General features: G+C 70.3%; 19 protein-coding genes. 4 read left to right on the plus strand and 15 right to left on the minus strand.

From position 1 onward, the window contains the following. Positions 1 to 5: 5 nt before the first annotated feature. The 8 genes from aspA to ABZ845_RS08160 form a co-directional block, all read right to left on the minus strand. Positions 6 to 1,418 carry an aspartate ammonia-lyase gene (gene aspA, locus ABZ845_RS08125; protein WP_360974529.1) on the minus strand — a complete coding sequence of 471 codons (1,413 nt, stop codon included), beginning with the start codon at positions 1,416 to 1,418 and terminating at the stop codon, positions 6 to 8. Between the two features lie 36 nt (positions 1,419 to 1,454). After that, positions 1,455 to 2,513: an asparaginase gene (locus tag ABZ845_RS08130; protein ID WP_360975171.1), complete on the minus strand. Its 1,059-nt coding sequence runs from the start codon at positions 2,511 to 2,513 to the stop codon at positions 1,455 to 1,457. A 5-nt stretch (positions 2,514 to 2,518) separates the two neighbouring features. Further along, entirely contained in the window at positions 2,519 to 3,190 is a 672-nt protein-coding gene (locus tag ABZ845_RS08135) for a FadR/GntR family transcriptional regulator (RefSeq protein WP_360975174.1), read from the minus strand. A 172-nt stretch (positions 3,191 to 3,362) separates the two neighbouring features. Then, entirely contained in the window at positions 3,363 to 4,196 is an 834-nt protein-coding gene (locus ABZ845_RS08140; protein WP_360974532.1) for an undecaprenyl-diphosphate phosphatase, read from the minus strand. Between the two features lie 88 nt (positions 4,197 to 4,284). Then, positions 4,285 to 4,659, minus strand: a complete 375-nt coding sequence (crcB, locus tag ABZ845_RS08145; protein WP_360974535.1) for a fluoride efflux transporter CrcB — start codon at positions 4,657 to 4,659, stop codon at positions 4,285 to 4,287. 2 nt (positions 4,660 to 4,661) lie between these two features. After that, a complete protein-coding gene (locus ABZ845_RS08150; RefSeq protein ID WP_360974538.1) occupies positions 4,662 to 5,036 on the minus strand; it encodes a DUF190 domain-containing protein in 375 nt (124 codons plus the stop codon). Between the two features lie 384 nt (positions 5,037 to 5,420). Next, the gene (crcB, locus tag ABZ845_RS08155; protein WP_360974541.1) at positions 5,421 to 5,897 is read right to left on the minus strand and encodes a fluoride efflux transporter CrcB; all 477 of its coding nucleotides are present in this window, start codon (positions 5,895 to 5,897) and stop codon (positions 5,421 to 5,423) included. Between the two features lie 176 nt (positions 5,898 to 6,073). After that, positions 6,074 to 7,036, minus strand: a complete 963-nt coding sequence (locus ABZ845_RS08160) for an SMP-30/gluconolactonase/LRE family protein (protein ID WP_360974544.1) — start codon at positions 7,034 to 7,036, stop codon at positions 6,074 to 6,076. Positions 7,037 to 7,196: 160 nt separating this feature from the next. Here ABZ845_RS08160 and ABZ845_RS08165 point away from each other — a divergent pair, with 160 nt between their 5' ends. Together ABZ845_RS08165 and ABZ845_RS08170 are read left to right on the plus strand one after the other, a co-directional pair. After that, a complete protein-coding gene (locus ABZ845_RS08165) occupies positions 7,197 to 7,547 on the plus strand; it encodes a VOC family protein (protein ID WP_360974547.1) in 351 nt (116 codons plus the stop codon). 181 nt (positions 7,548 to 7,728) lie between these two features. After that, on the plus strand, positions 7,729 to 8,133 hold the full coding sequence (locus ABZ845_RS08170; RefSeq protein ID WP_360974550.1) for a MarR family transcriptional regulator: 405 nt from the start codon (positions 7,729 to 7,731) through the stop codon (positions 8,131 to 8,133). A gap of 57 nt (positions 8,134 to 8,190) precedes the next feature. Here the strand turns inward: ABZ845_RS08170 and ABZ845_RS08175 are convergent, their stop codons facing one another. After that, a complete protein-coding gene (locus ABZ845_RS08175) occupies positions 8,191 to 8,592 on the minus strand; it encodes an SseB family protein (protein WP_360974553.1) in 402 nt (133 codons plus the stop codon). Between the two features lie 127 nt (positions 8,593 to 8,719). Here ABZ845_RS08175 and ABZ845_RS08180 point away from each other — a divergent pair, with 127 nt between their 5' ends. Next, entirely contained in the window at positions 8,720 to 8,902 is a 183-nt protein-coding gene (locus ABZ845_RS08180; protein WP_360974555.1) for a hypothetical protein, read from the plus strand. 305 nt (positions 8,903 to 9,207) lie between these two features. On the opposite strand, the gene ABZ845_RS08185 is transcribed toward ABZ845_RS08180, so the two are convergent. The 3 genes from ABZ845_RS08185 to ABZ845_RS08195 form a co-directional block, all read right to left on the minus strand. Further along, positions 9,208 to 11,022, minus strand: coding sequence for an alkaline phosphatase family protein (locus ABZ845_RS08185; RefSeq protein ID WP_360974558.1), 1,815 nt, complete (start codon positions 11,020 to 11,022; stop codon positions 9,208 to 9,210). Between the two features lie 210 nt (positions 11,023 to 11,232). After that, positions 11,233 to 12,648 carry an iron uptake transporter deferrochelatase/peroxidase subunit gene (gene efeB / locus ABZ845_RS08190; RefSeq protein WP_360974561.1) on the minus strand — a complete coding sequence of 472 codons (1,416 nt, stop codon included), beginning with the start codon at positions 12,646 to 12,648 and terminating at the stop codon, positions 11,233 to 11,235. Continuing rightward, entirely contained in the window at positions 12,645 to 13,844 is a 1,200-nt protein-coding gene (locus tag ABZ845_RS08195) for an EfeM/EfeO family lipoprotein (protein WP_360974564.1), read from the minus strand. The genes efeB and ABZ845_RS08195 overlap by 4 nt, the downstream gene beginning before the upstream one ends. Before the next feature lie 269 nt (positions 13,845 to 14,113). On the opposite strand from ABZ845_RS08195, the gene ABZ845_RS08200 reads away from it, so the two are divergent. Then, positions 14,114 to 15,103, plus strand: coding sequence for a Ku protein (locus tag ABZ845_RS08200; protein WP_360974567.1), 990 nt, complete (start codon positions 14,114 to 14,116; stop codon positions 15,101 to 15,103). Between the two features lie 23 nt (positions 15,104 to 15,126). On the opposite strand, the gene ABZ845_RS08205 is transcribed toward ABZ845_RS08200, so the two are convergent. Genes ABZ845_RS08205 through ABZ845_RS08215 form a run of 3 tightly spaced genes read right to left on the minus strand, consistent with a single transcriptional unit; the run spans position 15,127 to position 17,178 of the window. Further along, positions 15,127 to 15,675: an SHOCT domain-containing protein gene (locus tag ABZ845_RS08205; RefSeq protein WP_360974570.1), complete on the minus strand. Its 549-nt coding sequence runs from the start codon at positions 15,673 to 15,675 to the stop codon at positions 15,127 to 15,129. Between the two features lies 1 nt (position 15,676). Next, a complete protein-coding gene (locus ABZ845_RS08210) occupies positions 15,677 to 16,603 on the minus strand; it encodes a ribonuclease BN (protein ID WP_360974573.1) in 927 nt (308 codons plus the stop codon). Between the two features lie 11 nt (positions 16,604 to 16,614). Then, the gene (locus ABZ845_RS08215; protein WP_360974576.1) at positions 16,615 to 17,178 is read right to left on the minus strand and encodes a DUF308 domain-containing protein; all 564 of its coding nucleotides are present in this window, start codon (positions 17,176 to 17,178) and stop codon (positions 16,615 to 16,617) included. Positions 17,179 to 17,211 lie beyond the last annotated feature (33 nt).

Here is a 17,211-nt window from a genome sequence, read left to right on the forward strand (position 1 = left end):
TGAGGTCACAGGGACGGTGAGCCGCTGCCCGCGAGCACCTCGGGGCGCAGCAGCGCCGCCAGCCGTTCGGCGGGCAGCAGCCCCTTCTCCAGGACGAGTTCCGCGACACCGCGCCCCGTTTCGAGGGCTTCCTTCGCGATGCCGGTGGCCGCCTCGTACCCGATGTGGGGGTTGAGCGCGGTGACCAGGCCGATGGAGTTCTCCACGGCGGCGCGCAGCCGCTCCTCGTTCGCGGTGATCCCGGCGACACACCGCTCGGCGAGGGCCAGGCAGGCGCGCTCCAGATGCGTGATGCTCTCGGAGAGGGAGTGCAGGATGACCGGCTCGAAGGCGTTCAGCTGGAGCTGTCCGGCCTCGGCGGCCATGGTGATGGTGACGTCGTTGCCGATCACCTCGAAGGCGACCTGGTTGACCACCTCGGGGATCACCGGGTTGACCTTGCCCGGCATGATGCTCGAACCGGCCTGCACCGGCGGCAGGTTGATCTCGCCCAGGCCCGCACGCGGTCCGGAGGACAGCAGCCTGAGGTCGTTGCAGCTCTTGGAGAGCTTGACGGCGATCCGCTTGAGCACGCCCGACATCTGCACGAACGCCCCGCAGTCCTGGGTGGCTTCGACCAGGTTGGCGGCCGTCACCAGCGGCAGTCCGGTGATCGCTGCGAGGTGGCGGCGCGCCGACTCCGCGTATCCGGCGGGGGCGTTGAGGCCGGTGCCGATCGCGGTGGCGCCGAGGTTGATCTCGTGGATGAGTTCGACGGCCTCCGCGAGCCGGCTGCGGTCCTCGTCCAGCATGACCGCGTACGCCGAGAACTCCTGCCCCAGCGTCATCGGCACCGCGTCCTGGAGCTGGGTGCGGCCCATCTTGAGCACATGGCGGAACTCGATGGCCTTGGCGGCGAAGGCGTCCTGGAGCACGGCCATCGCCTTCAGCAGACCGCGCACCGCGAACACCGTCGCGATCTTGACGGCGGTCGGGTAGACGTCGTTGGTGGACTGGCCGAGGTTGACGTCCTCGTTGGGATGAAGGTGCCGGTAGTCGCCCTTGGCGTGGCCGAGCAGTTCCAGCGCCCGGTTGGCGACGACCTCGTTGGCGTTCATGTTGGTGGAGGTGCCGGCGCCGCCCTGGATGACGTCGACCACGAACTGGTCGTGCAGCTTTCCGGCGCGTATCTCGCGACAGGCCTCGATGATGGCGGTGGCCTTCCCGTGCTCCAGCAGGCCGAGTTCCTGGTTGGCGAGCGCGGCGGCCTCCTTGACCGCGGCGAGGGCCTCGATCAGGTGTGGGTAGGCGGAGATCGGCGTTCCCGTGATGGGGAAGTTCTCCCTGGCGCGCAGGGTGTGGATGCCCCAGTACGCCTCGGCGGGTACGTCGCGGTGGCCGAGCAGATCGTGTTCGCTGCGGTGGGCTGCGGGGGTCATGGCTGTGCGGGTCCTCTTCCGGCGGTGGCGGTTCGGTCAGGCGTGCGTGGGGGCGCCGGGGTCGACCCGGTCGGTGAGGGAGCGGGTGCCCGCGCTGAAGCCGAGCGCCGGGACCGGCCGGACGCTGCCGACCGGCCGGCCGCCGCCCAGCAGCGGCTCGCCCTCGAAACCGGCGAGCGCGGCCGGGTCGATCCCGGCGCGGACGAGGGCCGCGGCGGCGACCGGGACGCGCGCCCGGTTCGCCCCGTCGGCGATCTTCACGGCAATGGCACGGCCGTCCGGGAGCGCGGCGACCTGGACGCCCTCGAACCCGTCCTTGGCGAGCATCCCGGGCACGGCGCGCATCAGGGCGGCGACGTCGCGCCCCGCGCCGGAGGCCATCTCGGCGTGCTCGCGCATCGCGTCGGCCACCCGTGCCTGCGGGGTGCCGGCGGGAGCGCCGGTGATACGGGCCAGGGCGCGGGCGAGTCCGTGCAGCGAGACGGAGAACAGGGGCGCGCCGCAGCCGTCGACGGTGACCCGGGCGACACGCTGCCCGGTGAGCTCCTCGACGGTCTCGGCGATCGTCCGCTGGAGCGGGTGGCCGGGGTCGAGGTAGTCCTCCAGCGGCCAGCCGTTGAGCTTGCAGGTGTAGAGCATGGCCGCGTGCTTGCCGGAGCAGTTCTGGGCGAGCCTGGACGGCGAACGGCCCTCGCGCACCCAGGCATCGCGTACGTCCGTGCCGTACGGCAGGTCGGGGACGTTGCGCAGGTCGCCCTCGGTGACCCGGGCGAGCTCCAGGATGCGGCGGGTGCCGGCGAGATGGCGCTCCTCACCGGAGTGGCTGGCCGCGGCCAGCGAGAGCAGTTCCCCGTCGAGCGGGAGTCCCGCCCTGAGCATCGCGACCGCCTGCAGCGGCTTGAGCGCCGAGCGCGGGTAGAAGGCGGCCTCGATGTCGCCGAGCCTGAACTCCACGGCCCCGTCGGCCGCGAGGACGACGACCGAGCCGTAGTGGATTCCCTCGACGACCCCGCCGCGGACGAGGTGGGCGACCGGTACGTGCAGGGGCTCCCGGATCGCGGGAGCCTCCGCTATGGAACTCGCGTACGCCGTCATGGTGTTCACACATCCGCCTTGGGGGAATTGTCCGCGCGCCCGGATCGCACGATGTCGGTGAGGGTCGTCTCGACGCGGTCGAGGTGGTGGGCCATGGCCTGGGCCGCGTCGTCCTCACTGCCGTCGACCAGCGCCTCGAGGATCGCCCGGTGCTCCAGGTTGGACTGCTCGCGCCGCCCGCCCAGCTCGTTGAGGAAGGCGGACTGGCGGGCCAGCGCGTCCCGGATCTCCTCGATCACCCGGCGGAACACCGGGTTCTGCGCTGCCTCGGCCACGGCGAGATGGAAGAGCGTGTCCATCGCGACCCACGCGGTGGTGTCCGTCTCCCGCTCCATCCGGTCCAGGAGGTGGGCCAGGTGGTCGAGGTTCCCCGGGGTACGGCGCAGCGCGGCGTACCCGGCGACCGGGATCTCCACATGGCGACGCACCTCCAGCAGGTCGCTGGCCGCGTAGTCACCGAAGGTGGGGTCCTCGACGGTACCGGCGATCACGAACGTGCCCTTGCCTGTCTTGGAGACGGTCAGCCCCATGGTCTGCAGGGCCCGCAGCGCCTCGCGCAGCACGGGACGGCTGACCTCCAGGGTCCGGCACAGCTCGGCCTCGGAGGGGAGCTTGTCGCCGATCGCGTAGTCGCCGCGCTCGATGGCGCCGCGCAGATGGGTGAGCACCGCCTCCATGGCGCTGACGCGCCGCGGCACTCCACCAGCTGTCTGGCTGTCTGACAGGTTCACGATGCGATCGTGCGGGCGACGGTGCGGGATGTCAAGCGAGGGTGACGAAAGCCGCAGGGGGTGTGAAGCCCGAGATCGGGCTTTACACCCCCCGAGCGGTCGGCAGGCGCGCCTCGGGTCAGCTGAGCACGCCCGTCGACAGCAGGCCCAGGAGCAGTACGCCGACGATGATCCGGTAGATCACGAAGGCGTTGAAGGAGTGCTTGGCGACGAACTTCAGCAGCCAGGAGATCGAGGCGTAGGCGACGACGAACGAGACGATCGTGCCCACGGCCAGCGGCGCAGCGCCCACCCCCGCGCCCAGGGCGTCCTTGAGCTCGTAGATGCCGGCGCCGGTGAGGGCCGGGATGCCGAGGAAGAAGGACAGGCGGGTGGCGGCGACGCGGTCGAGGTCCAGGACGAGCGCGGTGGACATGGTGGCGCCGGAGCGGGAGAAGCCGGGGAAGAGCAGCGCCAGGATCTGCGAGCTGCCCACCAGCATCGCGTCCTTGAACGAGGTGTCGTCCTCGCCGCGCTTGTGACGGCCCATCTGGTCCGCGCACCACATCACACCACTGCCGACGATCAGCGAGGCCGCCACCACCCACAGAGAGGCCAGCGGGCCGTCGATGAGGGGCTTGGCGGCCAGGCCGACCACCACGATCGGGATCGTGGCGTAGATGACCCACCAGGCGAACTTGTAGTCGTGGTGGTACCGCTCCTCCTTGTTGAGGAGGCCGCGGCCCCAGGCGGTGACGATCCGCACGATGTCCTTGAAGAAGTACAGGAGCACGGCGGCGATCGCGCCGACCTGGATGACGGCCGAGAAGCCGACGACGGCCGGGTCGTCGACGGGGATCTTCATCAACCCCTCAGTGATCTTGAGGTGGCCGGTCGAGGACACGGGGAGGAATTCGGTCAATCCCTCGACGACTCCGAGGACGGCGGCCTGACCGACGTTGATGACGCTCATGGGATCCAGTTCTGAGGAGTTGGTCGACAGTGCTGTAGACGGTATTACTGCAAGGAGGTTTTTACTATGCGCGGGTGACGTCGGTCGACTAGGGCCACAAAGCTTGGGCGAACGAAACCCCGGCGAAGGCGGAACCGAGTCCCGCCACCACGCTCGCGATCACGTTGGCGGCAGCGTAGAACGCCGCTCCGGTCTCGGTGAGCCGCAGGGTCTCGTAGGCGAAGGTCGAGTAGGTGGTCAGTGCCCCGCACAGGCCGGTGCCGATCAGAAGCTGCAGATGGGGGGAGGCGTGCCCGGACGAGGCCGCGGCGGTCAGCAGGCCGAGGATGAAGGAACCCGAGACGTTGACCACGAAGGTACCCCACGGGAAGACCGTGTCGTGCCGCATCTGCACCGCACGGTCGGTGAGATAGCGCAGGGGTGCGCCGACGACGGCTCCGATGACGACGAGCAGCCAGTTCACAATCAGTTCTCACCCTTCCCGTGCGGTGCGCGCGGCTCCTCGTCCCGGCCCGCGTTCCGGATCACCTCGCAGTCCTCCAGCGTCACCAGACCCTCGCCGACCAGCTCCTCGATCTGCGGCAGGAAGGCGCGGACGCTCTCCTCGGTGTCCACGACGACCACGGCCACCGGCAGGTCCTCGCTCAGCGACAGCAGCCGCGTCGTATGGACGAGCGAGGAGGCGCCGAAGCCCTCGATGCCCCGGAACACACTCGCTCCGGCCATGCCCGCGGCATGCGCGCGGTGCACGATCTCGGCGTAGAGGGGCTTGTGGTGCCAGCGGTCGTTCTCGCCGATGAAGACGGTCAGCCTGAGGGCCCGTCCGTTCAGTCGTGTCATCGCCGCCTCCCGGGTGCGCCGGTCGTGGTGCCGTTCATCGGGGTTTTCCTTCGTGGATACCCCCGGCTTCAGCCGGGGGAGGAAACGAAGCTCCTGCGGAGCAGGGCAGGAAACGGGGTTTCGCCCTAAGGGCGAAAGACCGCGTACATGACGGGTAGCCTGTGCGCTGTGCGTTGCGAGAACCAAGCGCGTACAACGTGTTGCGCGAGAACCAAGCCAGCACACCTAGCACCTGACTTTGCTGCACAAACCGGGCAGGTTCCGTCCCGGATGGTGTTGAGGGAGTAAGACCTTTCAGGTCGTTGACCTGCAGGGCTTCCTGAGCCAGGAATCCCCCTGCTTCAGCTGGGGGAGGGTTCAACGCTGGTTCTTCGCTCTCGCCGCTCATCGCTGCCGCCATGCCAGGGCACGGCGGGCCGCCGTCATCGCGAGCCAGACCGCCGAGAGGGCCACGAGCAAGGTCGCGAACAGGTACGCGAGCGCGGTGCGGGGGTGCCCCGAGGCGACCAGCCTCTGGATGTCGACCGCATAGGTCGAGAACGTGGTGAAGCCGCCGAGCACCCCGGTACCGAAGAAGGGGCGCACCAGCCGGTGCACCGCCCGCAGCTCGGTGATCACGACCATGAGGACCCCGATCACGGCGCAGCCCACGACGTTGACCCAGAAGGTGGTCCAGGGGAATCCCCCGGTCTGCGCGGGCCACAGCAGCGAGGCCCCGTAGCGGGCGACGGCGCCGATGGCGCCGCCGAGGGCGACGACCGCCACGACGTCCCCTTGTCCCTGCCAGGGCGAGGGGCGCGGGGCGCGCTCGGGCACGGCTGTCTCGCTCGGTTCGGCGCTCTTGGGGTGCGGCACTCTCATGAATACTTCTCCTACTCGCCGGGGCCCTGTCGAACGGGCACGCTCGATCGCAAGTAGGGACCGTTGGCGGCGACACTGCCGCGGTTCGGGTACGGCGGGCCCCACCGCCGCGCCGCGAGGCATGATCGCGGCCGGTGAACAGGGTAACGCCGACCGCCGCGGCCACGCACCCGGCGTCAGCCTTCGCCCATGGGCGGCTCGCACACCGCCACCCCCCGCTCCCACAGGCTTCCGAGGACCAGCAGGCCGCCGGCGACACAGCCGCTGGTGACCATCCGGAAGCCCGACCGGCGCCGCAGCAGGTGATGCACCACACGTCCGGTGTCGTCGACCGCGAGGACGGCGGCCGTGCCCGCCGGACGGTACGGCGCGCGCAGCGCGACACGGGCCGCGGTGCGGCGCACGGCCGGGGCGGCCCGGTGGAGCAGGTCGAGCGCAGGCAGGCGGGGGCCCGCCAGGGCCACCCAGATGCGTCCGTCGCCGTCGCGCCACAGGTTGTCCGGCATACCGGGGAGGTCCTCGGCGAAGGGCTCGCTCCGGCCCGCGTGCGGACCGGCCACCCAGTGACGGGTGAGGCGGCGGGCGCCGGTCTCGGCGATCACGAGGAAGGACTCGTCCCCGCTCGGGGCCAGCCCGTTGGCGAACTGCAGTCCCTCCAGTACGACATCGGCGCGCTCGGCGCCGGGAGCCAGCCGCAGCAACCGTCCCGTCCCCGTGTGCTCGGCCATGTCGCCGATCCACCGCTCGAGGGGGTACCTGCGGCTGGAGACGGTGAAGTAGACCGTGCCGTCCGAGAGGGCGACGACATTGCTGCAGAAGCGCAGCGGCTCCCCCGCCACGGAGTCGGCGAGGACGCGCGGGGCGCCGCCCGCGGGGTCGATCCGCAGCAGTCCGCGGCGCGCGTCGCACACCAGCAGCGCACCGTCCGGGAGGAGTTCGAGGCCGAGCGGCCGGCCGCCCGTCTCCGCGAGCACCTCGACACGGGTGCGGGACGGGTCGGCGATGCCGGTCAGGCGGAGGACGCGGCCGTCCTCCACACCGGTCAGCACCCGGCCCTCCGGGTCGGCGATCACGTCTTCGGGGCCCCGGACGCCGAGGTCGACGTAGTGGCGCGGTACGAGAGCCGTGGAACGGACCATGGACGCCTGCCTTTCACTGCCGGAAGCCGCCATCCTCGCAGCCGCCCGGGTGTCACCGGGCCCAACCGGTCAGGATTCGAGAAGCCATGGGTCCCTCCCCCGCCCTAACTTGGAACCACCGGCGAAACACACCGGTCCTCACAAAGCGAAGGAGCACACCATGACCGCGGGCCTGAAGACGATCATCTACCCCGTGAAGGACCTCGCCCGGGCGAAGGAGGTCTTCGGGGCACTGCTGGAGACCGAGCCGTACGCGGACGAGTCGTACTACGTCGGCTTCAAGGACGCGGGCCAGGACGTCGGCCTCGACCCCAACGGCCACGCCAAGGGCATGACCGGTCCGGTGCCCTACTGGAGCGTGCCCGACATTCGTGCCCGCCTCAGGGCCCTGCTGGACGCCGGGGCCGAGCTGCTCCAGGACGTGACCGACGTCGGCGGCGGCAAACTGATCGCCTCGGTGAAGGACCCGGACGGAAACCTGGTGGGGCTGACGCAGGACCCGGTCGCCTAGGGTCTTTCGTTTGGATCAGACCGGGCTCGCGGGCCCTGGCACCGCTCCCCCAAGCTCTTCGAGCAGGGGGTACCCCCAGCCGCGTTGTCGTCGGTTGCCGCCCTCCCCCGCCGGACAGATCACTTGCGGGTGCAGTAATTGCACGGTAAACAAAAGGCTCTTTGTCTGTTACCGTGCGGGTATGGCAGCGAAGACGGCGGGTGCCGGGCTTGAGGAGCGGTGGCGGGACATCCTGTCCGTGCACGCGCGCACCATGTGCGAGATCGACCGGGTTCTGCACCCGCACGGGCTCGGTGCCAGCGACTTCGAGGTGCTCGACATCCTCGCCGCCGAGACGCCCGCGCACGGCGAGCAGTGCCGGGTGCAGAACATCGCGGGGCGCGTCCATCTGAGCCAGAGCGCCCTGTCGCGGCTGATCGGGCGTCTGGAGAAGGACGGCCTGGTACTGCGCTCCGTGTGCGCGGAGGACCGGCGCGGGGTGTGGGTCGCCCTGACGGAGAAGGGCCGGGCACTGCACACCGAGGTGCAGCCGCTGCAGCGGGACGTCCTGGCGCGGATGCTGGCCACCGGCACACCGGCGGAGTGACCGCGCCCGGCGGTCCCGCCCCGGCACGGTCCCTCGCCCGCGGCTACGGCTCCGCCCCTACGGGCGAGCCAGCAGCGTGCGCACTCCCTCGGAGTTGAGCGTCAGACCGTGCGGCGAGGCCGCGTCTATGGTCAGGGTGATGTCGTCGGTGGGCCACTGGGAGGCGAGCGCACCCAGCGGCACGAGTCGGTACCGGGAGACGAACGGCAACAGGTCGGCCATCTCCGTCTCGGACGTGAACACGGGCACCGTCTGCTCGCCGTCCGGCTGCTCCAGCACCGGCAGGGCCACGGCGTAGGGGTTGGTCGTGTCGTCCTCGTCGACGTCGTCCGGGACCGGGACGAGCACGTCGCTCCCGGCCAGCGTGTCCAGCGCGTCCGAGTCCGAGGTGTCCACCGCGAGGGTGTCGAGCGCTGCCTGGGCTGCGGTCGGTCGATGGTTCTTTTCGGGCGTGTTCATGGCAGATCCCCAGATAGTGGCGTGCGTGCACCGCCCGGAATCCACGGTTCCGGGCGAACTACGGTCGCGTACCCCGACAGCCCCCGGGCCATGCCTGCCACCAGGGACGGAATACGGCCAGTGCCGCGTGGCCGTGATCACCCTGCCCTGCCGCCCGGCCCTGTCCGGGTCGTTCGACACCGCAGGCCGCACCGGAGTGAGCACGGTGCGTTTCGGCGTCGCCGAGGACTGCGCGCCGCCGGCCCGAGGCCTCGGCGCCCTGGGCGCGGGGGCCACCCGCCACGGGCGGGCCCTCACCCCGTCGGCCTAGGCGGATCCAGCCGCCGCCCTCGGGGCCACGAGCCGGCCCCCGTTCATCTCCCGGCAGCCGGTGGCGGCGCGGGAGGCCGGCCGATCGCCGGGCGCCCTGGTCACGGATGCCGCGGGACGGCCGTGGACCGTCGGATGCGACAGCTTCCTCGTGGCTCCGAAGGGGCTGCACGGGCAATTGGTGGCGGCGCTGGGAGCGGACGGCCGGACACCCCCAGCGGTCCTGTGAGGCGCAGAGGAGCAACGCAACGCGGGCGGTGGCCCCGGCATCGCCGGAGTCACCGCCCGCTCTGCCCGCGCCCTGTGTCAGGCGCCGGTGCGCTCCCTGCGGCGCAGGGTGAGGTACGTGCCCGTCAGACCCGCCGCGACGAGGGCGCCCGCGGCGATGCTCACCGGAAGGGCGGGGAAGGACGACGCGTCCGTGGTCGCCGCGGTGTTCTGCATCGCAGGACCCGGGGTGATGCTGGTGGCCACGGGGTTCACATGGTGGATGGGGCCGACCGACTTCACGGAACCGTCGGTGTTCAGCAGCACCTGCCGGTTGTTGGGGTGACGGAAGTCGAACATGCCCGCGAGGGAACCGGCCGTGGAGTCGAAGGAGTGGTCACCGATCCGGCCGGTGTGCCAGTTGTCCTCGACAAAACGGATGATCGAGGACTGGTCCGTCGTCGTGTGGTCGATCTTGTTGACCTTGCTGTAGGGCGAGATCACGAGCAGCGGCTGCCGGGTGCCGGGGCCGCAGCGGTCCGCGTAGCCGCCCGAGGCGGCGGGACCCGCCTGGCAGGCCGGGCTGTCGGTGGCCTTGCCGTTCGAGCCGGTCGAGGTGTCCTTGGAGCCGTTGCGGGGCTTGGCGTAGGCGTGGTCGTACCAGCCGTCGGAGTCGTCGTAGGCGACGACGACCGCCGTGGACTTCCACTGCGGCGACTTCTGGATCGCGTTGATCTCCTGGATCAGGAAGTGCTGCTCGTCGACCGGGTCGGAGTAGCCGGCGTGGCCGTCCTGGTACTCGCCGGCCTTGAGGAAGCTGACGGAGGGCAGCTTGCCCGCGTTGAGGGCGGCGTCGAAGTCCGTCAGGTCGTAGTTGTGGTTCGCCTGCCCGTTGTGACCGATCTCGTCGACGTTCTTGGGCGGCAGGTGGTGCGGGTTGGACGTCGACTTGTAGTACTGGAACGGCGAGTGGTGCGGGCTGTAGTCGACGGCCGAGGCCCCGCCGACGTTGGTGTGCGCGGTGTCGCACTTGGCGTAGTCGCCCTGCTTGCCGTCCCACGCCGTGGACGGCCGGAAGCCGCCCTGGAACCAACCCCAGCTGACCTTCTTGGAGTTGAGCACGTCACCGACGTTGCGGCCCTGCATCGACGCCAGGGCGTTCTTGCTGGTGTGGTCCTTGCCGGAGCAGTCGTCGTACGCCGGGTCGGGGTCGTTGATGACCGTGCCGACACCCTTGGCGTCGGGCGACGCCACGGTGTACGAGTCCGGTGCGGCGGTCTGCTTGGGGTTCTCGGTACCGGAGGACGGGTCCATCGAGACGACGCCGTGGGTCTGGCCGGAGACCAGGTTGAGGGCGCCGGGCGTGGAGGGGCCGTAGACCGAGCTGAAGGAGCGGTCGTTGAGGGAGTAGTGCTGGGCGTAGTTCCACAGACCCGTGACGGTGTTTCCGTCGTAGTAGTCCATGACCAGGCCCGGCTCGCCGAACAGGTTGCCCGAGCACTTGCCCGAGTCCGTGTTCTGCACGAACTGGTCGTTCTTGCCGCCGTTGTAGGCGTACTGCTCAGCACCGTAGGAGTGGTTCTGGTCGCAGGTCATGGCCTGGGAGGGGGTGAGCCGCTTGGGGGCGTACTGGTTGGGGTTCTTCTTCAGCAGCCCCGCGGTGCGCAGGTTGTCGATGTCCCTCGGGGTGTTCCTGGCCGCGGTGAACTTCGTGCCGTCGGTGTTCGCGGCCTCGGGGTAGGTCGCGAAGTAGTGGTCGAAGGATATGTTCTCGTCGAAGAGGACGACAACGTGCTTGATGGGCGTGGCCGTAGACGGGTGGTGGGCCCCGTCCGGCGTGCCGGCCCAGGCGGACGTGTGTGCGCCGAGTGCCGTGAGCGCCACAGCGCCCGCAAGTGCCCCCAGGCTCCTCATCGTTGCTCGACTTCCCCTGCTGGCCATTCGGTTCACCTTCCGGACACGAACATCGTTACGCGATACGGTCGGGATGCTCCGCCAGTCGCGCGGCACACCGCTGGAGGGGCGGTGGCGCCCAAGTGAACAACGAGTCAGGGATACAGAAGGAAACCTTGACCGTGTATTGACCAACGGCGCGTGAAGTTGTCCGGACAGGTGCGGACGAGTTCAGCTCAGCAGAGCGCGGCCGTACCAGTCCGCGCTGTCCCGAACTCCCGGCAGCGCAAAGAAATAGCCACCGCCGAACGGCTTGATGTAGTCGGTGAGGGGCTCGCCCGCGAGGCGGTGCTGCACACTCTCGAACTGGCGGGCGAGATCCTGCTGGTAGCAGGAGAACAGCAGGCCCATGTCGAGATTGCCGTTGCCGTCCATGCCCGAGTCGTAGTTGTAGGCGCGGCGCAGGATGCGCTGCCCGGCCGTGGCCGCCGTACGCGGATTGGCCAGGCGTATGTGGGCGTCCAGCGGAATGACGTCGCCCTTGGGGTCGTTCGGGTAGTCCGGGGTGTCGTGCTCGGTGTTCCCGTCCAGCGGGGCGCCCGACTCCCGGGCCCGGCCGAACATCCGCTCCTGCTCGCTGAGGGAGACCCGGTCCCAGAACTCCACGAGCATCCGGATCAGCCGTACGACCTGATAGCTGCCGCCCACCGCCCAGTCCGGCTCGCCCATGCCCTTCCCCACCCACACCAGACGGTTCATCTCACGGGCGTCGGCGTGGTCGGGGTTGGCCGTGCCGTCCCGGAAGCCCATCAGATTGCGCGGGGTGCCGGTGGGACGGGGCGGGCTGCTGAAGCCGTCGAGGCGCCAGCGGACCTGCATACCGCCACGGGTGTGCCGGGCGATGTCGCGCAGGGCGTGCAGCACCGTGTCGGAGTCGTCGGCGTGCAGTTGGAGGCTGAGGTCGCCGTGGCACCACTCGGGCCTGAGGTCGTCGTCGGGGAACGAGGGCATGGCCGCGAGGCGCCGCGGGCGGCCGCCGGTGAGCCCGAAGCGCTGGTCGAAGAGGGAGGCTCCGACGCCGACGGTCACCGCGAGCGCGCCGGAGGGCAGCCGCTCCCCCAGGATGCCGGAGTCGGCCGGCGGCCCGGTGATACCGACCGGCGCGGGCGTTCCGCCCGAGGTCAGGAAGCGGGCGCGGGTGGTGAGGGTACGCAGAAGGTCGATGAGTTGAGTGCGGTTGTCCACCGTGAGATCGAAGGCGGCGAACGCGCTGACCCGGCGCGGGAGAGCGAGCACCGACTCCTGGTGGACCCCGTGGAACGGGGCGATGGGGGGTGCTCCCGCTCCCCTGGCGTCGGCGCCGGTCGGGGCGGCGGCGCCGCCCGTGGCGAGTCCGGCGCCCGCGAGGGCCGCGCCGCGCAGGAAGCCGCGACGCGCGACTCCGCTCTTCGCGTTCCTCGCGTCCTTCGCGTCCTTCGCGGAGGTGCTGTGGTGGGAATTCGCGTTCATGGAGGCGCCGTTCGCGGAGGCGGTGTACGGGGAGTCGGCGTTCGTGCAGTCGGCGTTCGTGCAGTCAGCGTTCGTGCAGTCAGTGTTCGTGGACTCGGCGTTCACGGAATTCCCGGGAGCGGCGGGAGACGCGCTCATACCGTCCTCCGCGGGTCGCAGAGGGTCGCCACCGATGCGAGGCGTTCGACCAGATCACCGAGGATCGCATCGAGTTGCTCCCGCTGGGGGCGCTCCAGACGCTCCAGGGGCGTCCAGCGACCGCCTTGGTCGAAGCCGTCCAGGGTGTGCTGAGCCCGGTCCAGCTCCCGGTCGAGTGAGGACAGGTCCGCGTAGCGCGTCTTGAGCACGGGACGCAGCCGGGACAGTACGGCGCGGGTGCCGTCGAGGTTCGCGCGGGCGGTGGCGAGGTTGCTGCCGCTGCCGTAGTCGGTGCGCCCGGTCAGCTCGAACTGCACGGTGTTCTCCAGGATTTCGTGCGCCCGCAGACCCAGCTGCGCCGGGTCCATGCGGGCCTGCGCCCAGCCGTCACGCAGTCCGGTGACGGCCTTGACCAGGGCGGACGCCGCGGCGCGCAGGGAATCGGCGGACTGGCCGTGCCACAGCCCGTACTCGATGCGGTGGAAGCCGGTGAAGGCCGGGTCCTGCACGCCCTTCGCAAGACCCGCGTCCGTCGCGTTGATCTGACCGTCCGCGTCGCCGAAGGCGTCGTAGGCCGCGCCCAGCCGCTCATAGGCGAGATGGGCCGGGAGCCAGGCCGTGCGGGCCGCGTCGAGGTCTCCACGGTCGATCGCGTCCTTCAGCACGCCGGTCTGCCGTACGACGCCGTTCAGACCGTCGCCGACCCACTTCTGGTAGTCGATCGCGAGAGGGATCAGGTCGTGCTCGGTGAGCGGGACCGCGGCGGGCCCTGCAGTCCCGGTGGTGATGCGCACCGTGGGGCCGGTCACCGCGTCGGCGTCGTCGGGCAGGCACATGAACGCGTACGAGCCCTTGCCGAGCTTGACCGTCAACTGACGCGTGGTACCCGGGGCGAGGCCCTCCAGCTCGCCGTACACGGCGTGGCTGCGGGAGTCCTCCAGGAAGACCTCCGCCGGTCCGCTGGAGGTGTTGTGCAGGTCGAAGACCTGAAGGCCCGGGGCGCCCCGCTGCCAGCCGTGACCGCAGCCGCTCGGCGACACCTCCACCGCTGTGTGCGGCAGCCCGTCGGCGGCTCGTGCGCGGTGGCCTCCGCCGAAAGTGGTGACCAGCAGCACCGCGACCAGAACGAGGGTGAGGACAACCCCACCCGTGGCCCAGAGTCGGACCCGCCATGAGGTGAGGCCGGGCACCGGCATTCCTCCACGCTTCCCGGGACGTCGTGCGAACGTGACGTGCGAACTTGACCCCGCGCCGCTGTGCCGGCGCGATCATCACATGCTAGGCAGCGGGAACGGCTCCGATGACCCCAAGGCCGGGACGGACACCAAGAGTTCCCTCCTGGTTCACCGGACGCTTGCCGTCGGGCGCGTACCGGGGCTCCTCATCCGCGCGGACCTCTTCGCCGTGCCGTGCGCCGGAGCCCTTCGTAGGCTGGTGCCCTCGGGCCACGTCACGGAGGTCTGCGATGCCCCGGAGCATCTGGTCGGGAGCGATCAGCTTCGGCCTGGTCACGATCCCGGTCGACGTGGTCCCCGCCACCGAGGACCACAGCGTCCGCTTCCACCAGTACCACCTCGAGGACATGGGCCGGGTCCGAGTCCGGAAGTACTGCGAGGCCGAGGACCGTGAGGTCCCGGCCCAGGAGATCGGCAAGGGGTACGAGGTGTCCCGGGACGAGGTCGTGCCGGTCCTCGACGAGGAGCTGCGCAGCCTGCCCCTGCCCACGGCGAGGGCCATCGAGATCGCCGGGTTCGTACCGGCCGGATCGATCGATCCGATCCGTATGGGTGAGGGCTACTACCTGCAGGCCTCGGGCGCGATCGCCGCGAAGCCGTACGTGCTGCTGCGCAAGGCACTGGCGAGAACGTCGAAGGCCGCTGTGGCGAAGTTCGCCTGGCACGGCAGGGAGAGGCTCGGCCTGCTGCGGGTGAGGGACGATGCGCTCGTGCTGCACGCGATGCGCTGGCCGGACGAGATCAGGGACCCGGGCGAGCTGGCCCCTCCGGACGTGCGGCTCTCCGAGGACGAGATCACCGAGGCTGAACATCTGATCGAGCGCATGACCCGCGACGACCTGGAGGGCCCCGAGTACACGGACAGCTACACGGCGGCACTCGAGCAGGTGATCGAGGCCAAGCGCGAGGGGCACGCGCCGCCCGGGGTGCCGGAACCGGCGGCCGAACCGGCCAAGGTGCTGGACCTCATGGCCGCGCTCCAGGCATCGGTCGCCGAGGCGAAGGCGGCCCGCGGCGAGAGCACAGAGGCCGAGGTGCACGAGCTGCCGAAGAAGACCGCGGCCCGGGCGGCGGAGAAGGCAGCGAAGAAGACAGTGAAGAAGGCCCAGGAGACGGCCAGGAAGACCGTGGCGGAGAAGTCCGCGAGACAGGAGCCGGAGAAGGGGGCCGCGAAGAAGAGCACGGCGAAGAAGGCGGCCCGCCGGCCACGCAGCGCATAGCCGGCCGACCGCCCGACACTGCGTCAGCGACGCGAGGTGTGATGGATGGAAGAGGGCCGTTCCGCCGCCTGGTCCGGCGCGGGCGTGGATGCCGACGGGGGTGAGGAGGAGGACATCGGCGTCGCCGACGATGTCTCGGTCCACGACGTTCCATGGCCGGACAGGACCATCTCCTTCGCCCTGCGGAACTCCTCGTCCGTGATGTCGCCACGGGAGCGCATATCGGACAGTCTCATGAGTTCGTCGGTCCCGCTCGGGCGGCTCTTGCCGACCGCCGTCTCACGGATGTAGGAGTCGAGGGCCTCCTGCTGTGCCCGTGCCTGCGCCATTTCACGGCGTCCCATGTCCCTGCCGCGAGCGACGACGTAGACGAAGACGCCGAGGAACGGCAGCACGATCACGAAGACCAGCCAGCCGGCCTTGGCCCAGCCGCCCATGGAGTCGTCGCGGAAGATGTCGACGATCACGCGGAACAGCAGGATGAACCACATGACCAGCGCGAAGAACCACAGGATCGTCCAGAAGGCGCTCAGCAGTGGGTAGTCGTACGCGAGATATGTCTGCGCGACCATGTCACTCCTCCGTTCCAGGCTCTCGCCCGAGGCCACCGGTGCCGTTTTCAGCGTGCGCGCGGTGAGGACCGTGCGGCCTCACCCGGTGGGGGTGAGCGTGTATGCCGCCGTACCAGGCGGAGGACGCGATCGTCGCGCCGAGCGCCAGGCCCGAGACCGCCACCAGGAACACGGAGATCAGCCACGACTGGAACGTGAACACGGGTCCGAGCGGGCCGAACTCGTCCAGACTGCGCTGCATGGCCGTCGGCATCACCAGCCGGGCGCCCCAGCTCAGGACGACGGTGCCGGCTCCCGCCAGGACCGCCCCCGGCAGCAGGCCGGGCCAGCCGATCCTGCCGCCCAGCAGCAGGTGCTGACTCCACCACCACAGCAGTGTCGAGGACAGTGCGGACAGCAGGAGCCCGGGCACCGGTCCGCCGCCGAAGCCGGAGCGCAGCGGGGCCTGGACGAGGAGGACGGCCAGCCAGACGATCAGCCAGAGCAGCCAGCGCCATGCCACGGACCGTATCGGCGCCCTGGCCAGTGACCAGCAGCGTTCGCACACCGCCTGCAGCGCGCGGGTGAAGGCTGTTGCCGACAGGAGCACCAGCAGGGCGCCCAGACCTCCCACGGACCCCCGCACGGGCCCGCCGGCGAAATAGGTACGGCGCACCTCGTCCAGGGTCTGACCGTGCAGCCCCAGAACGGCGGCCAGCGACTCGCTCAGCATCTGCTGCAGCTGGTGCGGTGCGAACGCCGCCACCGTCATCAGCAACGGGAGCGCCGTGAGGAACGCCTGGGCGGCCAGCCGGATGGCGCCTTCCAGGACGTTGAGCGCCAGCAGCCGGGGAAGGAGCCGGGCGGCGCGCCCCGACCACAGACCGGCCGCCCCTCGTCTCAGCGCTCCGCCGCGTGGCGGGGGTTCCGGTCCGGGAGTCCTGGACACCGGTCAGCGTGTCATCGGGCCTCGCGGAGCGCGCTCCGCAACGCGACGGCGACCATCAACTCCGCGAGCCCGATCAGCACGAGCCACAGTCCCAGCAGCCGGGTCAGGACGACGGCCGACTGGGCCGGCAGGGCCAGTACGACGATCCCTGCGACGATGCCGAGCACCGCCGCGCCGAGGACGAACCCGCGGTGCGGCAGGTCCCGGCCCACCAAGGCCGTGTAGGCGGTCAGCATGCCGGACACCAGCCACACCACCCCGACGATGAGCGACAGCGCGGCGATGGTCTGCAGCGGGTTCCTCAGGCACAGCACCCCGGCCAGCACGAGTATCACCGCGATGATCAGGCGTGGCAGCCTCTCTTCGTGCTCCTCCCGGGAGAAGGCCGTGACAAAGCGGAAGCCTCCGGTGATGAGCAGATACAGCCCGATCAGCACCGCGAGGATATGCAGGGTCTCGTGCGGCCAGACCAGCACGAGGATGCCCGGCACCAGCGCCGCGAGCGCCGCACCGAGGATCCAGGTCCACGAGGCGGCGAATCCCGTGACCAGCACAGAACCACGCGGTATGGACATGGCTCCTCCTATCGCGGGCAGGGAGACGGATCC

Source organism: Streptomyces sp. NPDC047022 (assembly GCF_040644155.1).
Lineage (GTDB): Bacteria > Actinomycetota > Actinomycetes > Streptomycetales > Streptomycetaceae > Streptomyces.